Consider the following 18,980-nt stretch of genomic DNA (forward strand, 5'->3'; position numbering starts at 1 on the left):
TCTTTTTAATATTTTTCAAGTTTGGCTGCAACCCAATTATCTTGCAGTTTTTTACTAATATACTTAAATCCAAAGGAATGTGAAGCATCAACGATCTGCGCTAAATCATCACCATCGTAGAATCCGCTTAGAAATAATGATCCATGCGGTTTTATAACTTCTGCGTATTTACCTAGCTGATCTAACAGTATATTTCTATTAATGTTTGCCAAAATAATATCATAAAGCTCATTCGGAATAACTTCCTTAGACCCACAATAGATTTTTATACTATTAACCTGGTTGAGTTCTGTATTTTCTTTCACACTCGTACAACAGATGGGATCATAATCAATTGCAGTTATCTCCTGTGCCCCTATCTTCGCAGCGAGAATCGCAAGGATCCCCGTTCCACACCCCATATCTAAAACCCTTTTTCGCTGCAGATTACTATCGAGCAAATATTCCATCATAAGTGATGTCGTTTGATGGTGTCCCGTACCGAACGCCATTTTAGGATCGATTATAATCTCGTACTCGTAATTAGGTTTAGATTCATGAAAGGTTGCCCGTACATAACAACGACCTAACACCGCTATTGGTTCAAAGTTACTTTCCCATACAGCGTTCCAATTTTTCGGTTCAATAGGCCTAACCGTATAAGTAATACTAAAATTATCAGGTAAATTCAATAAGAGACGTTCAACAGCAGCGATATCCAAGGCGGCACTAGCGATGTAAGCTTTAAACCCAACGTCGATTTCCTCAAACGTATCAAAACCAATATTGGCAAGGTCATTTATTAATAAATCCCGTTGCCATGCTTCACTATCACTGCATGTAAATATCAGTTCACTGTAGTCCATTCTAAAAAATATTAAAGGTACATGTTAAGACATGCACCTTTAACTAAATTATCAATAGTTAATTAAATACTTTAACAATATCAGTAAAATCTCTCGACTTTAAGGATGCACCGCCTATCAAACCACCGTCGATATCTGCTTGGGAAAACAGGTCAGGAGCATTCTTTGGGTTGCAGCTTCCTCCATATAAAATACTAATTTCGTCTGCCAACGTAGTATTATATTGTTCACCAATTACTTTCCGAATGTATGCGTGAACCTCTTGCGCCTGTTCCGGACTAGCGGTTAAGCCCGTTCCTATTGCCCATACAGGCTCATAGGCAATGACAATATTTTCAAAATCATCAGCTTCTAGATGAAACACACCCTGCGTCAATTGCTCTTTTATAACAGAAAAAAATTCACCCGATTCACGCTCTTCTTTTGTTTCTCCAATGCAAAAAATAGGCGTTAATTGATATTTTATAGCGATGTCGACTTTCTTAGCCAATAATTCGTTGGTCTCTCCAAAATACGCTCTTCGTTCCGAATGCCCCAAAATAACGTAATTAGCTCCAACTGACCTAATCTGTTTAGCAGAAATCTCTCCGGTAAAAGCACCGCTTTCCTCTTGGTGTATGTTCTGTGCACCTGTAGATACATTATTTGCATCTTTTGCCAAAGCCGAAATACCGTATAAATGAATAAAAGGGCTGCATACAACAATATCCTGCTCACCTCTAACCTCATCTTTTACCATATTTACTACCTCAGAAAAAAGGCTTATTCCTTCTTGATAATCTAGGTTCATCTTCCAATTACCGGCTACAATTTTTTTTCGCATAATTAATTAAATAGAATTTTATTAGTCTCGCTGTTTTCTAGTAATTTCAAACACTTCGTTTAAAATGGACTGTTCAATGTTGTCAAATTTACGATTACGCCGGGCAAAAACCAACTTAGCCGTGCTAAACATTTTTTCAAGCTCATATATGCCATGATTTCCCCATGAGAAATCTGGGACAAAAGTGGGTGGCACCCCGCCTCCAAATATACTTGCTGACACTCCTACTACAGTTCCTGTATTAAATGAGGTATTTATCGCACACTTTGAATGATCCCCCATAATCAAACCATAGAATTGCAAACCAGTATCTCTATAAGAATCTGATTTATAATCATATACACGCACATTCTTATAGTTGTTTTTTAAATTAGAATTATTAGTATCCGCCCCCCAGTTACACCACTCTCCCATAACACCGCTGCCAAAATAACCTTCATGCCCTTTAGAGGAGTTCCCCCATATCACACAAGTATTCAGTTCACCACCTACCCTACAACCAGGCCCTACGGTAACATTACTGTATATCTTTGCACCCATTTTCACTTGCGAATCATCACCCAAAGCAAAAGATCCTCGCACCGCTGTTCCTTCCCATATTTCGCTATTTCTTCCTAGGTAAACAGGACCTTTCAATGTATTGATTATACAGCATTCTGCCACTGCGCCTTCTTCAACAAAAATATTTTCGCCAAGAATCGTATTGGTGCTACTTAAGGTAGCTGATATTCGCCCCGCTGTTAACAATTGAAAATCCTTCCTTATCTCTATTCCATTATTTATAAAAATATCTTCGGGATATACTATATCTACAAAATCATGAACATAAACCAATGGCCTATAAAAATCAGTCGACGGTCTTGCCGATAATTTTACTTCATCAACTGTTGTGCGGATGGCTATGATATCCTGCCTATTGACAAGCTTTTCTCCAGCTTTTAATGACATCACTTCGGTGCATAAACGTTCGTCGGGACAAACCCCAGCCCTGATCAATAATACATCATTATCTTGATTAAACGTTGGATATTTAGGTTTTAGATATTCTTCTGTTAAAAAGGACACCGGCTGTTTCAGCCATTTAGACCACTTTTCGCCAATTGTGAGAATGCCGACACGCAGATCGGCTACAGGTCTTGTTAAACTTAAGGGATAAAGTTTAGCACGCCATTCGTCGTTATCATATAATACTATCTGCATGTAAAGTTTATTTTATTTTGGTTAAAAATAAAAAAGTCTCGATAAATATATCGAGACTTTTTATAGTTTTCTAAATACAGATAAATATGCCTATTTTTTGTTATAACGGCTGCGAAATTTATCGATACGTCCTGCGGTATCAACTAACTTCATTTTACCGGTATAGAAAGGATGCGAAGTGTGTGAAATTTCTAATTTAACCAAAGGGTATTCCTGTCCGTCTTCCCATTGAATAGTTTCTTTGGTATCGATACAGGATTTAGTTACAAAAGAATAGTCATTAGACATATCTTTAAATACCACTAATCTGTAATTTGATGGGTGCAAATCTTTTTTCATTTGAACTATTTGTTTATTAACCTCTCAACTAAACTTTCTTGCGTAATAGCAAATACAGGAGAGCCGATAACGTCGTATATTTTTATTGTTAACTCTTTTAAGGCTGCAAAGATAGTTATTTAATCCCCCTATCCAAAATATATATTCTATTTTTTCATTAAAAAATCAATACTTCTTTCGCCAAGCGATCAGTAGCTTTGTCATTCGATCGTACCTCCTCAAGCCTTCTGGCTGGTTATTCAACAATAAATACTGATTATAAAAAACGGATCCGGCATCGTTTACCAATCCACTAAATTTTTCCCAATAATTTTGTTCATCCTCCACGTCTAACAGCACTTCCTTATCAATCAGTTGTATTAAGTTTAGATAGCTATGTTTATCCTCCAGATATACCTGTCTTAACAGCATAGCCATAGCATGATAGTACGCTGAATATTGAAAAAGCGCGTCATCACTCTGCGTACAAAGAATAAACCCTACTAAATTCGCTTCATCTTCAAAACCTATGCCTGACTGATGTCCTAGTTCGTGACATGCTGTAAAAGGCTTTGAAAAAACAGGCATACTACTATTTACTTGTGTCTCCTGTGTAAATGGATTAAAATATCCGGAGACCATAGCATAATTAATCAAAAGATCTGAGATTGGTTCCTTAACAGTTGGTAAATAGACAAATAAAAAAGGTTTTAATTTCGCATTTTCCTGCAATAGCTGTGTAGCACGTTTAAATATCGCTCGGTTATCGATCAAGAAATCTTCTTCCCTTATCAGCTTCCTATATTTGTTTGCTTGATCGATGCAAAAAGCTGCTGTTTCAAGCAACTCACAAGACTCCTTCACCTCCATATCCAATGCCATTCTTACTTCCAATGGCACTCTAAAATAATTTCCACCCCATAATAGATAGAATAGCATAACAATAAATAATGTGATATTCAATATGCTTATCACTTGAATGAGTGCCATCAGGTAGATCCGTCTAAAGATATATATAATTGCTTTAACAAAAAGGACAAGTCCGATAAGCGAACATATTACATACAATAAATCCCCTATACTAACCGGCGTCCATTTATAAAGCGTCTGGCCGATAATTGCAAAAACCGGAAAAATCTTACCGCTATAGAAACGTTCGACGTAAACTGCATTACGAAAAAAAAAGAAAAAGCAAGTGAGTATCAATATAAAACAACCTGTTACTATTAATTGCTTAGAAAGTCCTTTCTTCAAAATTGTTTTGTCGAGCATTAGCTTTCCGTTTCAAAATATAACTTGTAAAATGCCATTCCCTTCTCGTCATCAAAACCTTTTTCAATACGTTCGCGCTTTCCATGTATATAGACGTGAAAATTTTTGTCCAATTTCAATATAGATTTAAAAATTTTTGATTGTTTTTTCACCGCCGAATTAGATATTTCAAAGCTATCAGCAATTTCCATATCATACTCCCGCTCAAAATTAGATTTATAATCCTTAAACATAGATACTGCTTCTGGATTGCCCAGTACCTCTTCTGTAAATTCATCTACTTCAAACTTATCTTTCTCCTTAAAGTAAGTCATAGATCGGTTAAGCAGATCAATTTTATCTGTTCTTTCCATTTCAAAAGCTTCATCTAATTTTTCACTTACAAATTTCTTACACACCTGTAATAAATTACCGGTCTGATTAAAGTTATCATTTCTGATCTTCAGTTGTAAAAAATCATCTTTCCAGTAAATAGCCTCATTTTGTCTATTGGTTTGATCAACTGCCAAAACTTTAAACCCGTGCTCCTTTTCGGCATTTACGATCAAGCACCCCTTATCCAATTTTTGAATGTTAATACCCTCTTCCTCATATCCTACTTTAAATGCGCCATGTTCAGGAAAAACTTTTAAATAAGTTTCTTTTGTTTCCGACTTAAAAATCCCCAGAGCATTGTACGACTCACCTTCTAATTGAACATTCTCAAAGCTAACCACATACACTTCTCCTGCTTTAATTTTCGGATGGTTAGAAACATTATATAGATGTTTTGCTATATACTGCGACACTTCGTGAAAGTCTGTAGTGCCATCAAAATATGAAGATGAAAAGTGGAAAAGCTCGTTTAATGCCAAATTTCCACTATGATGTGTTAAGCGAAAAACTTCTTGCACCTTTTCAAAAGGACTCAAAAAATACTGCATCAAGAGCTTAGGCAACAGCTCATCAGTTAGGTTTAATGGCGACTCAGATAATATGTAATGATCGTCCATCAGCTTGTTGCCAATCCTATGAATAGACAGTTGAGCTAAGGAAGCTTCGAAATGCGATAACATAAATAAGATTCAATTAATAGTATATAAAATAAGTAGTATATAAAATAAGGGGTGCAAAAATAGACAAATCACTTTTGATACGCAATAACGAAAAGATCAACAAGGCATTTATTTATTCGTAAAAAAACGATGCATGAACAGCAATTGGTAGGACACGCTGTTTTTCCAATAATTCCAATCGTGTTTACCGGGTCGCACAATATAATCGTGCCCGACCCCCTTTTCCAACAACTTTTGATGTAGATCTTCATTAACCGTAAAGAAAAAATCATTTACACCGCAATCAATCATAAGCGCTAGTCCACCCGGTTTAAGCAAATGCAACATATTAATTACCGTATGTGCCTCCCAACGCTCTGGATGATCTGCATAAGTACCGATACGTTTTGAAATATCCCAATTATCAGGAAATGGGCGAATATCAACTCCCCCTGACATGCTACCAGCTGCACCAAAAATATTTTGATGTCTAAATGCCAGATAAAGTGCACCATGCCCTCCCATACTTAAACCTGTAATAGCTCTTGAATTTTTATCCCTAATTGTACGATAATTGCTGTCTACCCATTCTGTAAGTTCTCTAGCCACATAGGTTTCATATTGAAAATTCTTATCTGATGTGTTATCCCAATACCAGCTTGAATACCCTCCATCAGGGCATACTACTATAAATTGGTACCGATCGGCCAGGTTAGTAATTTCCGGCGCATTATTAATCCAGTCACTATAGTTCCCACTATATCCATGTAGGAGATAAACAACAGGAAACTTCGTACTATCCTTATAGCTATCTGGTGTTACAATTACAGCCTTAATATTTTTACCCATTGCGACACTAGGTGTTGACACCGTATCGACATTGGCCCCATAGGCTAAAAACCTCCAAAATATGAAGATCGAAAAAAAGACAATAACTCGCATATTACAACTGGTTGTTTTATTTAATGTATCTAATTATAATCCTGTATCAAAAAGTCTTGTGTGATATTTTAAGACAAAAAATTTATAGTAAAATATCAACTGCCATTTTAAATGTCTTACAATGCGCATCCACTATATCCCCAATAACGGGAGAATAACCTCCACCCATGCTTACCTGAACAGGTATTCTGAAACGCTTACAATAGCCAAAAATTATCTCATCTCTTTTAGCACAACCTTCTTTGGAGAGGCTCAACCAGCCCAACTTATCAGAAGCGAGTACATCGACACCCGATAGATAAAAAATAAAATCGGGCCTTACCTTTTCAATTAACATTGGCATTTCCCTTTTTAACGTAGCCAAATAAGTTTCATCCCCTACACCATCGGCAAGTCCTATGTCTAAATCCGAAACTTCTTTTCTAAATGGAAAATTCCTTTGCGAATGAACAGAAAATGTAAACACAGCCGTATTATCTTTAAAAATATCGGCAGTGCCGTTACCTTGATGTACGTCTAAATCAACCATCAGAATTTTCTTTGCCTTCTTTTCGTGTAACAGGTAGTGAGCGGCAATAGCCTGATCATTTAATAAGCAGAACCCCTCTCCCCAATTGCTTCCTGCATGGTGTGTTCCTCCCGCAACATTAAAAGCCACTCCATGTTCTAATGCATAATCACTAGCTTCGATTGTTCCCTGAGCAATGCGAACTTCTCGTTCAACCAAACTCGCCGAAAGCATAAAACCTATACGTCTAACCTCCTTTTCGCTTAATAACAGATGTTTTAACCGTTGCCAATAAGACCGGTCATGTGCAAGTGAAATATAATATTCATCAATTTCACCAGGTATAAAAAAATTTCCTTGGTTTACTATCCCTTCATATAAAAGTTGGTCATGTATCAGCTCATATTTTAGCATCGGGAAGCGGTGCCCGGGAGGCAAATCATGAACGTAAGTGGGGTGATAAGCTATCTTGAGCAATCTATAAAAGTATTTAGTAAAACAATGATGTCTGCTAAAATACTAACTCTTCTCGTGATTTTTAAATTTGTTATACCCGAATCTAGTTGTTCGAGGGGCATGTGGTTTTTCTTCAATAGCGCTATAAGAAACTGCCGTCTTTATAATAGCAAGTAAGATGATGATAATACCGAAAACCCCTACATATATTATCGAATGGAACGTTTTATTATCCAACTCAAGCTGTTGCATAATAATGCCATAAATTGCCCAAATCACCACCAAACCAAAAAATATGTTATGTTTGAAATAGGTTACTATTGTTCCTACAACTACTGCTAGAACTATTAACAAGTAGCTGGTATACAGATCCACTATTGGGTTGGCAAGCCAACCTAAACTAACTAACCATGCGGCAAAATTAGCTAAAGTAGCAATAGTAATCCAGCCAAAATAAATACTTAAAGGAAGCTGTGTGACAAAAAGTGATATTTTTCCCATTCGTGGATTTAACATTGACAAGCGTCTGTCGATAATATACAAAGTAAAAAGCTGCACAAATAAAAGTGATAATGACACGCCTGGCATATCGTTTAACCATGTATACACCCACATACCGATAGACAATTGGTTAACTGCAAATACGAAACCTATTAAACTCAATTCTTTATTCGTAATAAAGTTTTCTGGTTTTCTAAAAGCATGTATAAGATGGTATATAACCATTATAAACAAAGCGGTGTATATCAACGACCAAATAGAAAAAGTAAAATTTGCCGGCGTGATTCCGGATGCATATTTAGCTGCTATTTCATCCATATAATATTGACCCAAAATATCGGTCTGTCCCAACATCGATATGGTAAAGGCTATAACGTACGTCACTACATTTAAAATGGCAACTTGCTTAATATATTTCATACATGCTTCCTCCTCGATTCATTAACAAAAGGAAACGTGTAAAGTTCAACAGGCATTGCAAAAACTGATACCGCCGTAAAGAAAATAGATTTCACATTTACGCAATCAGACCGATTATCTTTTCGAGATATTCGCTATCAATCGCATCGAAATCGTTGATCACATCGCTATCTACATCTAACACTGCAATGGTATGTCCATGCCTGATCACGGGAAGTACAATTTCCGACCGTGAAAAAGCACTACAAGCTATATGCCCCGGGAATTTTTCCACATCAGGCACGATCAACGCCTCATTTCTTTCCCAGGCAGTTCCACATACCCCTTTTCCTTTCGATATCCTACTGCATGCAACTGGGCCTTGAAAAGGACCCAACACAAGTTCCTCTCCCTTAACTAAGTAAAAACCAACCCAATAAAAATCGAACTGTGTTTTTAACGCTGCCGATATATTCGCCAAGCAAGCAATACGATCGTCTTCTCCCTCCAATAGAGCGGCTATCTGAGGTATTAGTGATTGATATTGTTCTTCTTTTGATCCTTTATTAATCGTTAAATCTTCTGCCATAGTAACAAAATATTGTCAGGGAAGCATTTGGAATCCTCCCGTACTATTTTAAATGGTTCAAAGTTATATTATTATTGCTATCAGTTACAATCTCCGGTGTTATCTAAAAGCAATCTTTACCTTCACATCCGTAAAATTCTGTACTATAGGCTTAAAGATAATCGATGCATTCTCTTTAGTTTTTTCCATAATAGCTAGTTCTCTTGCGTTTTGAAGAAGTTTCTCCTCGGCTAATCTGTAAATTCCTTCCACCAAATGCTGGGTGTCTCCCGGTAACCAAGCTCCAGAAATATCATAGACTTTTGATCTTTTATGGTCCACTTTAACATAACAGATTTCCGGTTCCGGCAAAAATATGGTCAACGAATCTGTACCGTATTTTACGATATCTTCTTTCTTTATTTGTCTCAAATCAATGCATCCTGTTACTTCACCTACGGCTACAAATAACACCCGTTGATCAGGCAGAAAATACCTGAGTTCTTTTCGTTCAATTACATCTTTCATAGAATATTTTACGAGTTCGAGCTTACCCATGTCGGCAATTTTTTCAACCATTACGTCTTCACTTAACTGAACTGTTGGCTTGTTAAAATCAAATTTATAGTAGATTAACCATCCAGCTATAAAAAGAACTAATATAAATATCGTAGCACCAATGAAATAAATAATCTTCCTGATCATAATGACAATTTTAGTATGGAACAAAAACGCATACCAAAGGTTTAAAAGGTTTTCTCAGAAATATCAAAATGATAGCGCTGAGACCATGGAATATTTCATTCTTAAAAATTTTATCCTTAATATTGATTTGCGAAAAAGGTTGCTGTAGACGGGCCTTTGTATTTGGTTATCGCTAAACCTTATTCTTGTTGTTTTAAATGTAGAATTAAAGAATACCAAGGTATTTCAGCACATTGATCAAATACAGATGTAAGAAACGGCTAAAACAGTTTATTGACTATTTAAATAGAAGCTGTAGAGCGAACATTAATATTATTCTGATGAAAAGAAGATCGGCAATTAAGAATTTATTGATCATAGCTGGTGGTATAGCTATACTACCGGCCTGTTCCACTGAGAACGGTAAAGCATCTATCCAATTAAGCAATCTATCAATCAATGGTGACCAAGAAGCGCTGCTAGCAGAAATAGCGGAGGCGATTATTCCCGCGGGCGACACACAGGGAGCTAAAGACCTCAATCTTCATTTATTTGTATTAAAAATGGTAGACGACTGCCATCCGGAGGAAGAGCAGAAACAATTTTTGAAGGGGCTTGATCAGTTCAACGATCTGTCTAATCAAAAGTTCAGCAAAACCTTTATGAAAGCAGATATAAAAGAACGCCAGGAATTATTAGCAACGTTAGATGCTACTCAACCTCATTCACAAGACGTTGAAGCTTTCTATAAAATCACCAAAAGAAGAGTTATCCAAGGCTTTCTAAACTCAAAGTATGTCATGACAGACTTAAAACAATATGAATTAATTCCGGGACGGTACAATGGTTATTTTCCCGTCAATTAATCAACTAAAAGACTAACAACTAACAATCACATGTCTAATTTAAATATTGACAGCGTTAAAGCCCGTACTTTTGACGCAATCGTAATAGGCTCTGGTATAAGCGGTGGATGGGCAGCAAAGGAGCTTACAGAAAAGGGGTTGAAAACACTCGTGCTAGAGAGGGGGAAAGATGTAAAACATGTAGTCGATTACCCGACCACCAATATGTATCCCTATGAATTTGATCATCGGGGCGAAGTACCACTGGCTATCCAACAAGCGGCCCCCATTGCCAACAGGTGTTATGCATTTAGAGAAGATGCTATGCACTTTTTTGTAAAAGACAAAGAGCATCCCTATATACAAGAAAAACCCTTTGATTGGATTAGAGGATACCAGGTGGGCGGTAAATCTCTTTTATGGGCAAGACAAACTCAACGGTGGTCGGATTTTGATTTTGAAGGGCCGGGGCGTGACGGTTTTGCGGTAGATTGGCCGATTCGATATAAAGATATCGCACCATGGTATACCTATGTAGAAAAGTTTGCCGGCATTGCAGGTAACAAGGATGGTTTAAAAGAACTTCCGGATGGAGATTTTCTTCCCGGTTACCCACTAAATGCTGTTGAGGACTATTTTAAGCAAGTTTTATCGACAAGATACGGTGGCAGTAGACACGTAGTCAGCGCGCGCTGTGCGCATCTTTCAAAACCCAATCAAATTCATATAGACCAAGGTAGGGTGCAATGTCAAAACAGAATATTATGTCAAAGGGGTTGCCCATTTGGAGGTTATTTCAGCAGCAACTCCTCTACTTTACCCTGGGCGGAGAAAACGGGCAACCTAACCCTAAGGCCTTTTTCTGTTGTGCACTCCGTGCTATATGATGAAGAAAAAGGTAAAGCTACAGGAGTAAAAGTTATTGATGCCAATACAAAAGAGGAGATTGATTTTTATGCAAAAGTAATCTTCGTAAATGCAGCAGCTCTCAACACCAACTTAATTTTATTAAACTCAGTATCCAACCGTTTTCCTAATGGTCTTGGTAATGATAATGGTCTATTAGGCAAATTTGTTGCATTTCATAATTACAGCGCCCGCATAAGCGCGGAATATGACGGATTAAAGGAATATAAAACCGATGGAAGGAATCCCGCAGGTGGGGGATATATACCACGATTCCGGAATATATTAAAACAGGAAACCAACTTTCTCAGAGGTTACGCCGCGGGTTTTTCGGCTCATAGAAGTATGGATCGCGATCTGTCAAAAATTGGTAACGATCTGAAAAATGAACTTTTGAATCCAGTTCTTGGGCCATGGCGGGTAGGCTCGCACATGATGGGTGAAACCATCCCCAAAGAAGAGAGTTATGTTGCTTTAGAAACAAATAAGCAAGATGAATGGGGAATGCCCTTGTTGAAGATATCGATGGATTACGATGATAATGATGTAAAAATGAAGGCTGATTATATCGAACAACTCACAGAAATGTTCACGGAGGCAGGTTTTACCAATATAACACCGAATACTGCCAGTCAGGCGCCAGGATTAGATATACATGAAATGGGAGGAGTACGTATGGGTAATGACCCAAAAACCTCTTTGTTAAATAAATGGAATCAATTACATCAGTGTAGTAACGTATTTGTTACTGACGGTGCTTGCATGACGTCAACATCTACGCAAAACCCATCTTTAACCTATATGGCATTCGCTGCCAGATCCGTAGATTATGCAGTAAATGAAATGAAAAAGAATAATTTATAATTTTTTCTATCATCTTTCCTCTGCCGAAAACACACAAAGAACCAGCGCTTTTGTGTGTTTTTTTAGGTTATTGTTTCTCCTTTAAGCTCCACTTTAAACTTTTTAACCTTCATCCTGTCATACACTACAAGAAAACAAATTGTGGGATTAAAACGATCAGCCATGAAAGTGTTAAAGAAAATAAATATTTTACTTTTATCAATATCACTGATGTTATTGATATTTAGCAATCCAAAAGCGAATGCACAGCCGGGAGTGACTGTATCTTTTCAACAGTTTTACGATGAATTATCACCGTATGGAGAGTGGGTAAATGATCCTGAATACGGTTATATATGGGTTCCTAATGTAGGACCAGATTTTCAACCCTATGCGACTAACGGTCGTTGGGTGATGACTGATTATGGCAATACTTGGGTATCTAATTATAACTGGGGGTGGGCTCCATTCCATTATGGAAGATGGAACTACCATCAGCGATTCGGATGGTCTTGGGTTCCAGGTTATGAATGGGGGCCTGCGTGGGTACATTGGAGAAGTGGAGGTGGCTACTACGGATGGGCACCCCTAGCGCCCGGAATAAGTATTGGAGTAAGTGTAAATATTCCTTCTAATTATTGGGTTTTCGTACCACAGCGTTACATCCTCAATCCGCGTGTACATAGGTATTATACACCTAGAAGAACGGTAGTAAACATCTATAATCGTACTACCATTATCAACAATACATATGTTCGAAATAATCGTACTTATGTTGCTGGACCACGGGTAAACGACTTACAACGATCTACTAGAAGTCGCGTGCAAGTGCATCAGATAGCCAATGCGAATAGGCCGGGAGCAGGAAGGATTACCGGACGATCTCTAGAAATTTATCGTCCAGATGTAACTAGAAGCAGTCAAGCGAAACCAAGTAGGGTTACCAGTGCCAGCAACTTCAGGCCAGCTACTGCCAGCGGCAGAAATAGCACTAACGTGCGTTCAGGTAACACTAATCGTACGAATAATAGTCGTGCAATAACAAATGCTGGATCGGCCAACACCAGAGATAGGTCTGCAGTAACTCGCACACAAGGCCAGCGCAGTAATAATACAAACGCTGCTCCAACGAACAGAACGACAAGTCCTAGAACAACAACAGCTCCTAGAAATACTAAAGGAGATAATAACAGTACAAACACAAGGCCTTCAACCACTACAAAGAGGGAGACACCTACAGTTCGTGCTAATACAAATAGGCAAAGTACTCAGCCTAATAGAACTGAAAGAAGCACTAGTAGTAGGCCAACCGTAAGGTCAAGTTCTCCACGAAATGAAAGGGTTGCTCCTTCGAGAACAAGTAGCAGCCAAAGAAGTGAAAACAGGCCATCAAGACCTACTAGAAGTTCAAGAAACCAGTAATCTTTTTGCTGACAGATATTTCAACCTAAAATTAGCCCTTCGATAAAATTATCGGGGGGTTTCTTTTGTTTGAAGAAAATTATTTATCCAATAATGCCAACGCTTGGCTTACATAGCCTTTCCCTTGTTCTGAATAGGCTAACGACAACGCGAATCGATGCCCCTCTCCGTCCATTTTCAATAAAGATTTTTTCAATATCTGAACAATTTTATCCGTATGTTTTGGATAAAAATCCTCGTACTGATATTCTAAAAAAACTAAACATAGCGCATTTTCAATAATTTGCACCTCACTGTTTACTTTAATTTTCTTCTTTAAAATAATTTCTTTTACTCTTTCAATTTCAGGCTTTTCATAACCAACCTCTGCCAAGATTTCAGCAGATTTATTTGCATGATAAGCCGCCAATTCTTTCCGCCACCTCAGATACCCTTCCCTACCTTCTGGATAAGTTTCTCTCGGAATTTCCCATCGACCAATATGTTGGCTTCTAGAAGCTAACAATAACGTTTCACTAGCATGTGGAGATAGCCTTAGCACCCAATCGTATAGTTTAAGTGCTAAAAAATATTCTTGAGGATAAGATTGTCCATTCCATATAAAAATAGTTGGATCCTTCCTATTGTAGTCGTCAAAAAGTTGAAAAGCTTTTACTAATTTTTCCATTACTGCTTTTAGGCTTCGTTATAATAGTTTACCAAACATAAAAAAAACATATTTATTAGGGTATTTTTATTGCAAGATATTCATAAAATATACCAGCTAGTCCCTGTCAGTTTTGAAAATGCTATTAACTTTGCTATTATAACCGTATGATATCTAATTTTAATGTAAAAGATATGAATAAAGTAAGCATAAGAAAAGCAAGGAAAGAAGACCTTCCTATTCTCTATCGTTTTGAGCAAGAGTTAGTAAATGCAGAGCGTCCTTTTAACGAAACATTGAAAACTGGCACTATTCATTACTATGACATCGAATGCATGATTGAAAGCAAAGAAGCAGAAGTGGTAATAGCGGAAGTTAATAAGGAACTTGTAGGTAGTGGTTTCGCTGTCATACGAGAAGGTAAGCCATACGTCGCGTTCGAAAAATATGTAATGTTGCACTTCATGTATGTGCTTCCTACACATCGAGGTAAGGGTATTAGCCAAATAATTATAAATGCGCTCAAAGACTGGGCTAGCAGACAAGGGATTTATGAAATTAGGTTAGATGTGTACAGCGAGAATATCGCTGCCGTAAAAGCATATAAGAAGGTAGGTTTTAAAAGTTTCTTAACGACAATGCGACTGGATGCCTAAACATCTAATAGTTTCTTTTACTTATTATTATCTTTTAAATTTAAATGGTAGTTTACCCTGATGAGCTAAGAAGGCATTAACCTCGTCTTTGTTATAAACAATTGTTCCTTCCTTCGTTCCATAGTTGATTGCAGCAGAAAGAATATGCTTTGGATTTATATGCGTACTTCCCTTTTTGGGATAATGCTCCTCGACGCCAATCCAAGGTTTATCCCTATGGATATAAAACCGAACAACGATGTAGTCTAAATTCGTTGCTAATACTGGTCCTTCTGAATCCTCAAAACCCAGCTTTAGAAGATCATCACGCTTGATTGTAGCCATTGTATAGTCATTTAAAAGCAGTGGTTTACCGGTTTCACTATTTAACTTAAACGGGCTCTACCTTCACTGCAATCTTGAATAAAGTATCATGAAATCATTTGGTTTTCACCTTAAAAATCACATCAAACTAACGGAGCCACTTTCAGCTCTTCTCGGGATATACTGACGAAGTTTTTTCGCATATACCGTATTTTTGGAAGTATCACTCTCTTTCGTAAATCCAAGTGTTTTTACCATCTGCAAAACGTTCTCGTTAATCGTATGCATCAGTATTTTAACCTCATTTACACCGTAGGCAAATTTTGCCATATCCAATACTTGCTTAAAGGCCTCGGACATAAGTCCTTTGTTTCCATATTCTGGCAATAAGGTTCCTCTGATAAAGACCTCTCCTCTTCTATGCCCCGCTTTATATATCATACAATAACCGATTACTTTTTTCGGTTCGGATGAAGGCCTAATAGTATAAATACACTTCGACAGCCAAAGCAGACGCTTGGTAAATTCTTCATAAGTTTCATCATCTGCATGGCGTTCATAATACAAAGAGCCATATTGATGAGGGGATGCATACAAATCACAGAATTCTTTGGCCTGGCTTAGGTTTAATTTCTTTAATACGATATTAAATGACTTTCTGTTTTCCATAATAGCAGACTTTAAATGTTATAAAAATCAAATTTAATAACGGATAAGTGATACGCTCCCTTTCGGTGAGCAGCCTAGGCTGCTCACCGAAAGGGAACTAGTTAGAGAAAATCAAAAAAAAAGTTCTTTTCAAAAATAGGTGGCAAACGAATTCAGTTTCTCTTGTTTCCTCCGTCTATTATCAAATAATTATCTCTAACGGCACCAAAACTTGGATAATTCTGATCAATCTTAGTTATTGGATGTTTCCCAACTTTCTTTAAGAATTTTTTGAGATGTGGTGAACAATTATTATTTAAATTGGCTAAATCTACATCATCATCCATCACAATAGCGGTTTCTTTCTCATAACACACCAAATAATACATTGTTATATCCTCTTTTCTGTTAAATTTTATAACAGCTCGCTATTCTTTTTGTTTGTGAAAAAAATTAAATATTCGTGCACACTGCTATTTGTTAAGCACCTCGCTTTATTATAGATATTAATCAATTTCGTTCCAGTAATGTAAGTAGCTATACCAGTGGATGGCAAACGAATTAATGCTTTATCGTGATAGCACTGGACAGCAACACAACTTAGCGAGCTGCTGGCATATTTGGTTACTTAGCTGATAAAAGACCAGCAATAAGCATGGAGTGAAAGGAAAAACGTCATAGAAAATAGTAAAAAAGAAAGAGTTATCAACTTTGTTTTAGATTTATTATGAACTATCGACATCTTTATCTGTTGAAACTAATATACATAACAAAGCTAATGATTCGCAATGATGCATATTCTATTATCAATACTCATGTCACACTCCATACTACAGGATAGCATTCCACCAACCTTGGCCAGGTTCGCAAAAAACAAGCAAATCCCTAAGGTAATTGAAAAAAATGTATTGGAGGCACTATCCTATTTTCCTGAGTTACAAGAGACACACATCAAATTTACTTTTAAAAAACGGATTAAGAAGTCTATTATGCAAGCGCAACCCCTCTTAGGCTCTTTAATCGGCAAAAAAGAAAAACGCATCTATAAGATTAACATCAGTGCACTCTTCCAATTAACAAACACAGCTATCCCTATTCATCAACTACCTGATAGTATCATGATAGGATGGATTGGCCATGAGTTGGGACATATTATGGATTATGAACAACGTAGCACCATCAATTTGATTGGCTTCGGAATTTCTTATGTTCTGTCAAACAAATTTGTTCGAAAGGCCGAAAATACTGCCGACACGTATGCCGTGAATAATGGCGTTGGTCATTACATCATAGAAACCAAAAGATTTATTCTGGACCATGCAGATATTCCGCAAACATATAAAGATAGAATTGCGCGTCTTTATCTTTCGCCAGACGATATTGTGGAGCAAGTGCGCGAGCTTGAAAGTGAAAATCTATGAAATTTTCCTTATAAATTGTTCAAAGTCGATGAAGTCGTCTTCTTTCAATACTCGAGGGATTTTAACTTGTCCTCCTAATTTTTTTGTTGCCGCACTCCACTTATAAAAGTGTTCTATTGGAATCAATTCTACTTCAATATTTTTCAGCGCTTTCGTTCTTGCGACATCATAATTTTTGTTATGAGACCTCAGATACTGATCGAGATACTGCGTTAATTCATCAATCTCATCAATAATCTTGTCGGATCCGATAAACCACTTATTAAGATATTCTTCTCCCTTAACGAAGGCTGATACTGTAAATTCTTTAATCTCCAAATGGTATTTCTTCGCTATTGCTGCTATTGCTGCATTCATTTGATGTATCGAAAGTTGTTCTCCTACAACATTCAGATAATGTTTAGTACGACCAGTGATCTTAATAGCTGCTTTTTCTTTATCGGTAACCATTACCGTATCTCCTATCATGTAACGCCAAGCGCCAGCAACCGTAGAGATCAAGAGTATATAATTTGTATTCTCTTTTACATCTGCAAGTGTAAGCGCCTGCACCCCTTGTTTAACCGCGCCATTTTCATCAATATTTTCATCAGTAAAAGGGACGAATTCAAAAAACATTCCATTATCCACGATGAGTTCCATAAACGAAGTATCCGGTCTTTTTTGGGTTGCCAGATACCCCTCTGATGCCAAATAGGTATCGATATAAATTATTGGCCTTGCCAATAATTTATCAAAACTTTTACGGTACGGGTCAAATGCAACTCCACCTGACGTATAAACTTCCAGGTTTGGCCATATATCATGAATCGTATCCAGCTTGTTATAGCGTACAACTTCTTTTAGCATTAACTCTGTCCACGATGGTATTCCAGTTATACTGCCAATATCCCATTTCGGTGCTTCTTTAGCAATTTTTCGCACTTTATCATCCCAGTTGTGTAAAGCGGCAATTTTACTACCTGGTTTATAGTAACGCTTAAACCACGATGGAATATTTGCAGCGCTTATGCCACTAATTTCTCCTTCTAAATGATTATTTTTTTCTTGTAACTTTGTACTGCTTCCAAGCATTAGTATCTGTTTCTCAAAAAATTCTCCAGGAAGCTCAAAGTTCTTTAGGCTCATAATTTGCTGCATGCCCGATTTCCGAATCGCATCTAGCATATCATCTGTTACCGGTATATATTTACTATGGCTGGTCGTTCCACTACTTAACGCAAAATAGCGCTGTCCCCCTGGCCACGTAACATTTTGATGGCCTTCGAGCAAATAATGCCACCATTCCTTAAACATCTTATCATAGTCATGAAAGGGAACCTCTTTCTGAAAACGATCGATGATGTTATCACTTAATAATATATCTTCAAAATTATATTTTTTACCGAACGCTGTATTCTTAGCGCTGTCAATCAATTGTAGAAGCACTTTTCGCTGTGAAGTTGTCGGATCCGATCCAAAATCTATCAATCCGGATACATCAATTACACGCTTAATTATCTCCCCAATGATTGCCATACATTAAAATTTTATCAATTAAATACTTCACTTAAACAGAAAACAACTATTGCTCGTTTTACTAATAAAATGATTTTTTTCTCATAAAGTTTGCACTCTCATTGAATATTTATTTACTCCTATATTATATCCATGGTTAATGATCGGTTTCTTCTAAAGAGAGACAATTAGGTTTCAAACTTCATGCGTAAACACAAACCTACTGTATAAAAAAGTAATTTT

The 18,980-nt window shown here is 37.1% G+C and carries 20 protein-coding genes; 5 read left to right on the top strand and 15 right to left on the bottom strand.

Annotated features, from left to right (window positions below):
- Window positions 1–5 precede the first annotated feature (5 nt).
- From prmA to H8S90_RS19995, 11 genes are all read right to left on the bottom strand, one after another.
- A complete protein-coding gene (prmA, locus tag H8S90_RS19945) occupies window positions 6–845 on the bottom strand; it encodes a 50S ribosomal protein L11 methyltransferase (protein ID WP_187339561.1) in 840 nt (279 codons plus the stop codon).
- 58 nt (window positions 846–903) lie between these two features.
- The gene (tpiA, locus tag H8S90_RS19950; RefSeq protein ID WP_187339562.1) at window positions 904–1,668 is read right to left on the bottom strand and encodes a triose-phosphate isomerase; all 765 of its coding nucleotides are present in this window, start codon (window positions 1,666–1,668) and stop codon (window positions 904–906) included.
- A gap of 21 nt (window positions 1,669–1,689) precedes the next feature.
- Complete coding sequence (locus tag H8S90_RS19955; RefSeq protein ID WP_187339563.1) at window positions 1,690–2,868, bottom strand: putative sugar nucleotidyl transferase; 1,179 nt, start codon at window positions 2,866–2,868, stop codon at window positions 1,690–1,692.
- Between the two features lie 90 nt (window positions 2,869–2,958).
- Window positions 2,959–3,207, bottom strand: coding sequence for a type B 50S ribosomal protein L31 (locus H8S90_RS19960; protein WP_187339564.1), 249 nt, complete (start codon window positions 3,205–3,207; stop codon window positions 2,959–2,961).
- A 165-nt stretch (window positions 3,208–3,372) separates the two neighbouring features.
- Window positions 3,373–4,458, bottom strand: a complete 1,086-nt coding sequence (locus H8S90_RS19965; RefSeq protein WP_187339565.1) for a DUF3810 domain-containing protein — start codon at window positions 4,456–4,458, stop codon at window positions 3,373–3,375.
- Complete coding sequence (locus H8S90_RS19970) at window positions 4,458–5,513, bottom strand: nucleoid-associated protein (protein ID WP_187339566.1); 1,056 nt, start codon at window positions 5,511–5,513, stop codon at window positions 4,458–4,460. The genes H8S90_RS19965 and H8S90_RS19970 overlap by 1 nt, the downstream gene beginning before the upstream one ends.
- Before the next feature lie 108 nt (window positions 5,514–5,621).
- The gene (locus tag H8S90_RS19975) at window positions 5,622–6,434 is read right to left on the bottom strand and encodes an alpha/beta hydrolase family protein (RefSeq protein ID WP_187339567.1); all 813 of its coding nucleotides are present in this window, start codon (window positions 6,432–6,434) and stop codon (window positions 5,622–5,624) included.
- Between the two features lie 82 nt (window positions 6,435–6,516).
- Window positions 6,517–7,419: a histone deacetylase gene (locus H8S90_RS19980; protein ID WP_187339568.1), complete on the bottom strand. Its 903-nt coding sequence runs from the start codon at window positions 7,417–7,419 to the stop codon at window positions 6,517–6,519.
- Window positions 7,420–7,461: 42 nt separating this feature from the next.
- The gene (locus H8S90_RS19985) at window positions 7,462–8,319 is read right to left on the bottom strand and encodes a hypothetical protein (RefSeq protein ID WP_187339569.1); all 858 of its coding nucleotides are present in this window, start codon (window positions 8,317–8,319) and stop codon (window positions 7,462–7,464) included.
- Between the two features lie 97 nt (window positions 8,320–8,416).
- On the bottom strand, window positions 8,417–8,887 hold the full coding sequence (locus tag H8S90_RS19990) for a GAF domain-containing protein (protein ID WP_187339570.1): 471 nt from the start codon (window positions 8,885–8,887) through the stop codon (window positions 8,417–8,419).
- Window positions 8,888–8,986: 99 nt separating this feature from the next.
- A complete protein-coding gene (locus H8S90_RS19995) occupies window positions 8,987–9,571 on the bottom strand; it encodes a DUF4230 domain-containing protein (RefSeq protein ID WP_187339571.1) in 585 nt (194 codons plus the stop codon).
- Between the two features lie 320 nt (window positions 9,572–9,891).
- On the opposite strand from H8S90_RS19995, the gene H8S90_RS20000 reads away from it, so the two are divergent.
- The 3 genes from H8S90_RS20000 to H8S90_RS20010 all read left to right on the top strand — a co-directional run bounded on the left by H8S90_RS20000 (window position 9,892) and on the right by H8S90_RS20010 (window position 13,566).
- Window positions 9,892–10,416 carry a gluconate 2-dehydrogenase subunit 3 family protein gene (locus tag H8S90_RS20000; protein WP_187339572.1) on the top strand — a complete coding sequence of 175 codons (525 nt, stop codon included), beginning with the start codon at window positions 9,892–9,894 and terminating at the stop codon, window positions 10,414–10,416.
- Window positions 10,417–10,446: 30 nt separating this feature from the next.
- Complete coding sequence (locus H8S90_RS20005; protein WP_187339573.1) at window positions 10,447–12,165, top strand: GMC oxidoreductase; 1,719 nt, start codon at window positions 10,447–10,449, stop codon at window positions 12,163–12,165.
- Between the two features lie 162 nt (window positions 12,166–12,327).
- Window positions 12,328–13,566, top strand: a complete 1,239-nt coding sequence (locus H8S90_RS20010) for a DUF6600 domain-containing protein (protein ID WP_187339574.1) — start codon at window positions 12,328–12,330, stop codon at window positions 13,564–13,566.
- 79 nt (window positions 13,567–13,645) lie between these two features.
- Here the strand turns inward: H8S90_RS20010 and H8S90_RS20015 are convergent, their stop codons facing one another.
- The gene (locus tag H8S90_RS20015) at window positions 13,646–14,233 is read right to left on the bottom strand and encodes a DUF4202 domain-containing protein (RefSeq protein ID WP_187339575.1); all 588 of its coding nucleotides are present in this window, start codon (window positions 14,231–14,233) and stop codon (window positions 13,646–13,648) included.
- 173 nt (window positions 14,234–14,406) lie between these two features.
- Between H8S90_RS20015 and H8S90_RS20020 the strand changes: the two genes are divergently transcribed.
- Window positions 14,407–14,868, top strand: coding sequence for a GNAT family N-acetyltransferase (locus tag H8S90_RS20020; RefSeq protein WP_187339576.1), 462 nt, complete (start codon window positions 14,407–14,409; stop codon window positions 14,866–14,868).
- A 27-nt stretch (window positions 14,869–14,895) separates the two neighbouring features.
- Here H8S90_RS20020 and H8S90_RS20025 read toward each other — a convergent pair whose 3' ends face one another.
- Both H8S90_RS20025 and H8S90_RS20030 read right to left on the bottom strand, forming a co-directional pair.
- On the bottom strand, window positions 14,896–15,192 hold the full coding sequence (locus tag H8S90_RS20025; RefSeq protein WP_187339577.1) for a hypothetical protein: 297 nt from the start codon (window positions 15,190–15,192) through the stop codon (window positions 14,896–14,898).
- 117 nt (window positions 15,193–15,309) lie between these two features.
- The gene (locus H8S90_RS20030; RefSeq protein ID WP_187339578.1) at window positions 15,310–15,840 is read right to left on the bottom strand and encodes a GNAT family N-acetyltransferase; all 531 of its coding nucleotides are present in this window, start codon (window positions 15,838–15,840) and stop codon (window positions 15,310–15,312) included.
- Window positions 15,841–16,634: 794 nt separating this feature from the next.
- On the opposite strand from H8S90_RS20030, the gene H8S90_RS20035 reads away from it, so the two are divergent.
- The gene (locus H8S90_RS20035; protein ID WP_187339579.1) at window positions 16,635–17,240 is read left to right on the top strand and encodes a hypothetical protein; all 606 of its coding nucleotides are present in this window, start codon (window positions 16,635–16,637) and stop codon (window positions 17,238–17,240) included.
- Here the strand turns inward: H8S90_RS20035 and H8S90_RS20040 are convergent.
- Window positions 17,235–18,758, bottom strand: a complete 1,524-nt coding sequence (locus tag H8S90_RS20040) for a GH3 auxin-responsive promoter family protein (RefSeq protein WP_187339580.1) — start codon at window positions 18,756–18,758, stop codon at window positions 17,235–17,237. The two genes, H8S90_RS20035 and H8S90_RS20040, sit on opposite strands and share 6 nt — an antisense overlap.
- Window positions 18,759–18,980: the final 222 nt, after the last annotated feature.

It is taken from the genome of Olivibacter sp. SDN3 (assembly GCF_014334135.1).
Lineage (GTDB): Bacteria > Bacteroidota > Bacteroidia > Sphingobacteriales > Sphingobacteriaceae > Olivibacter.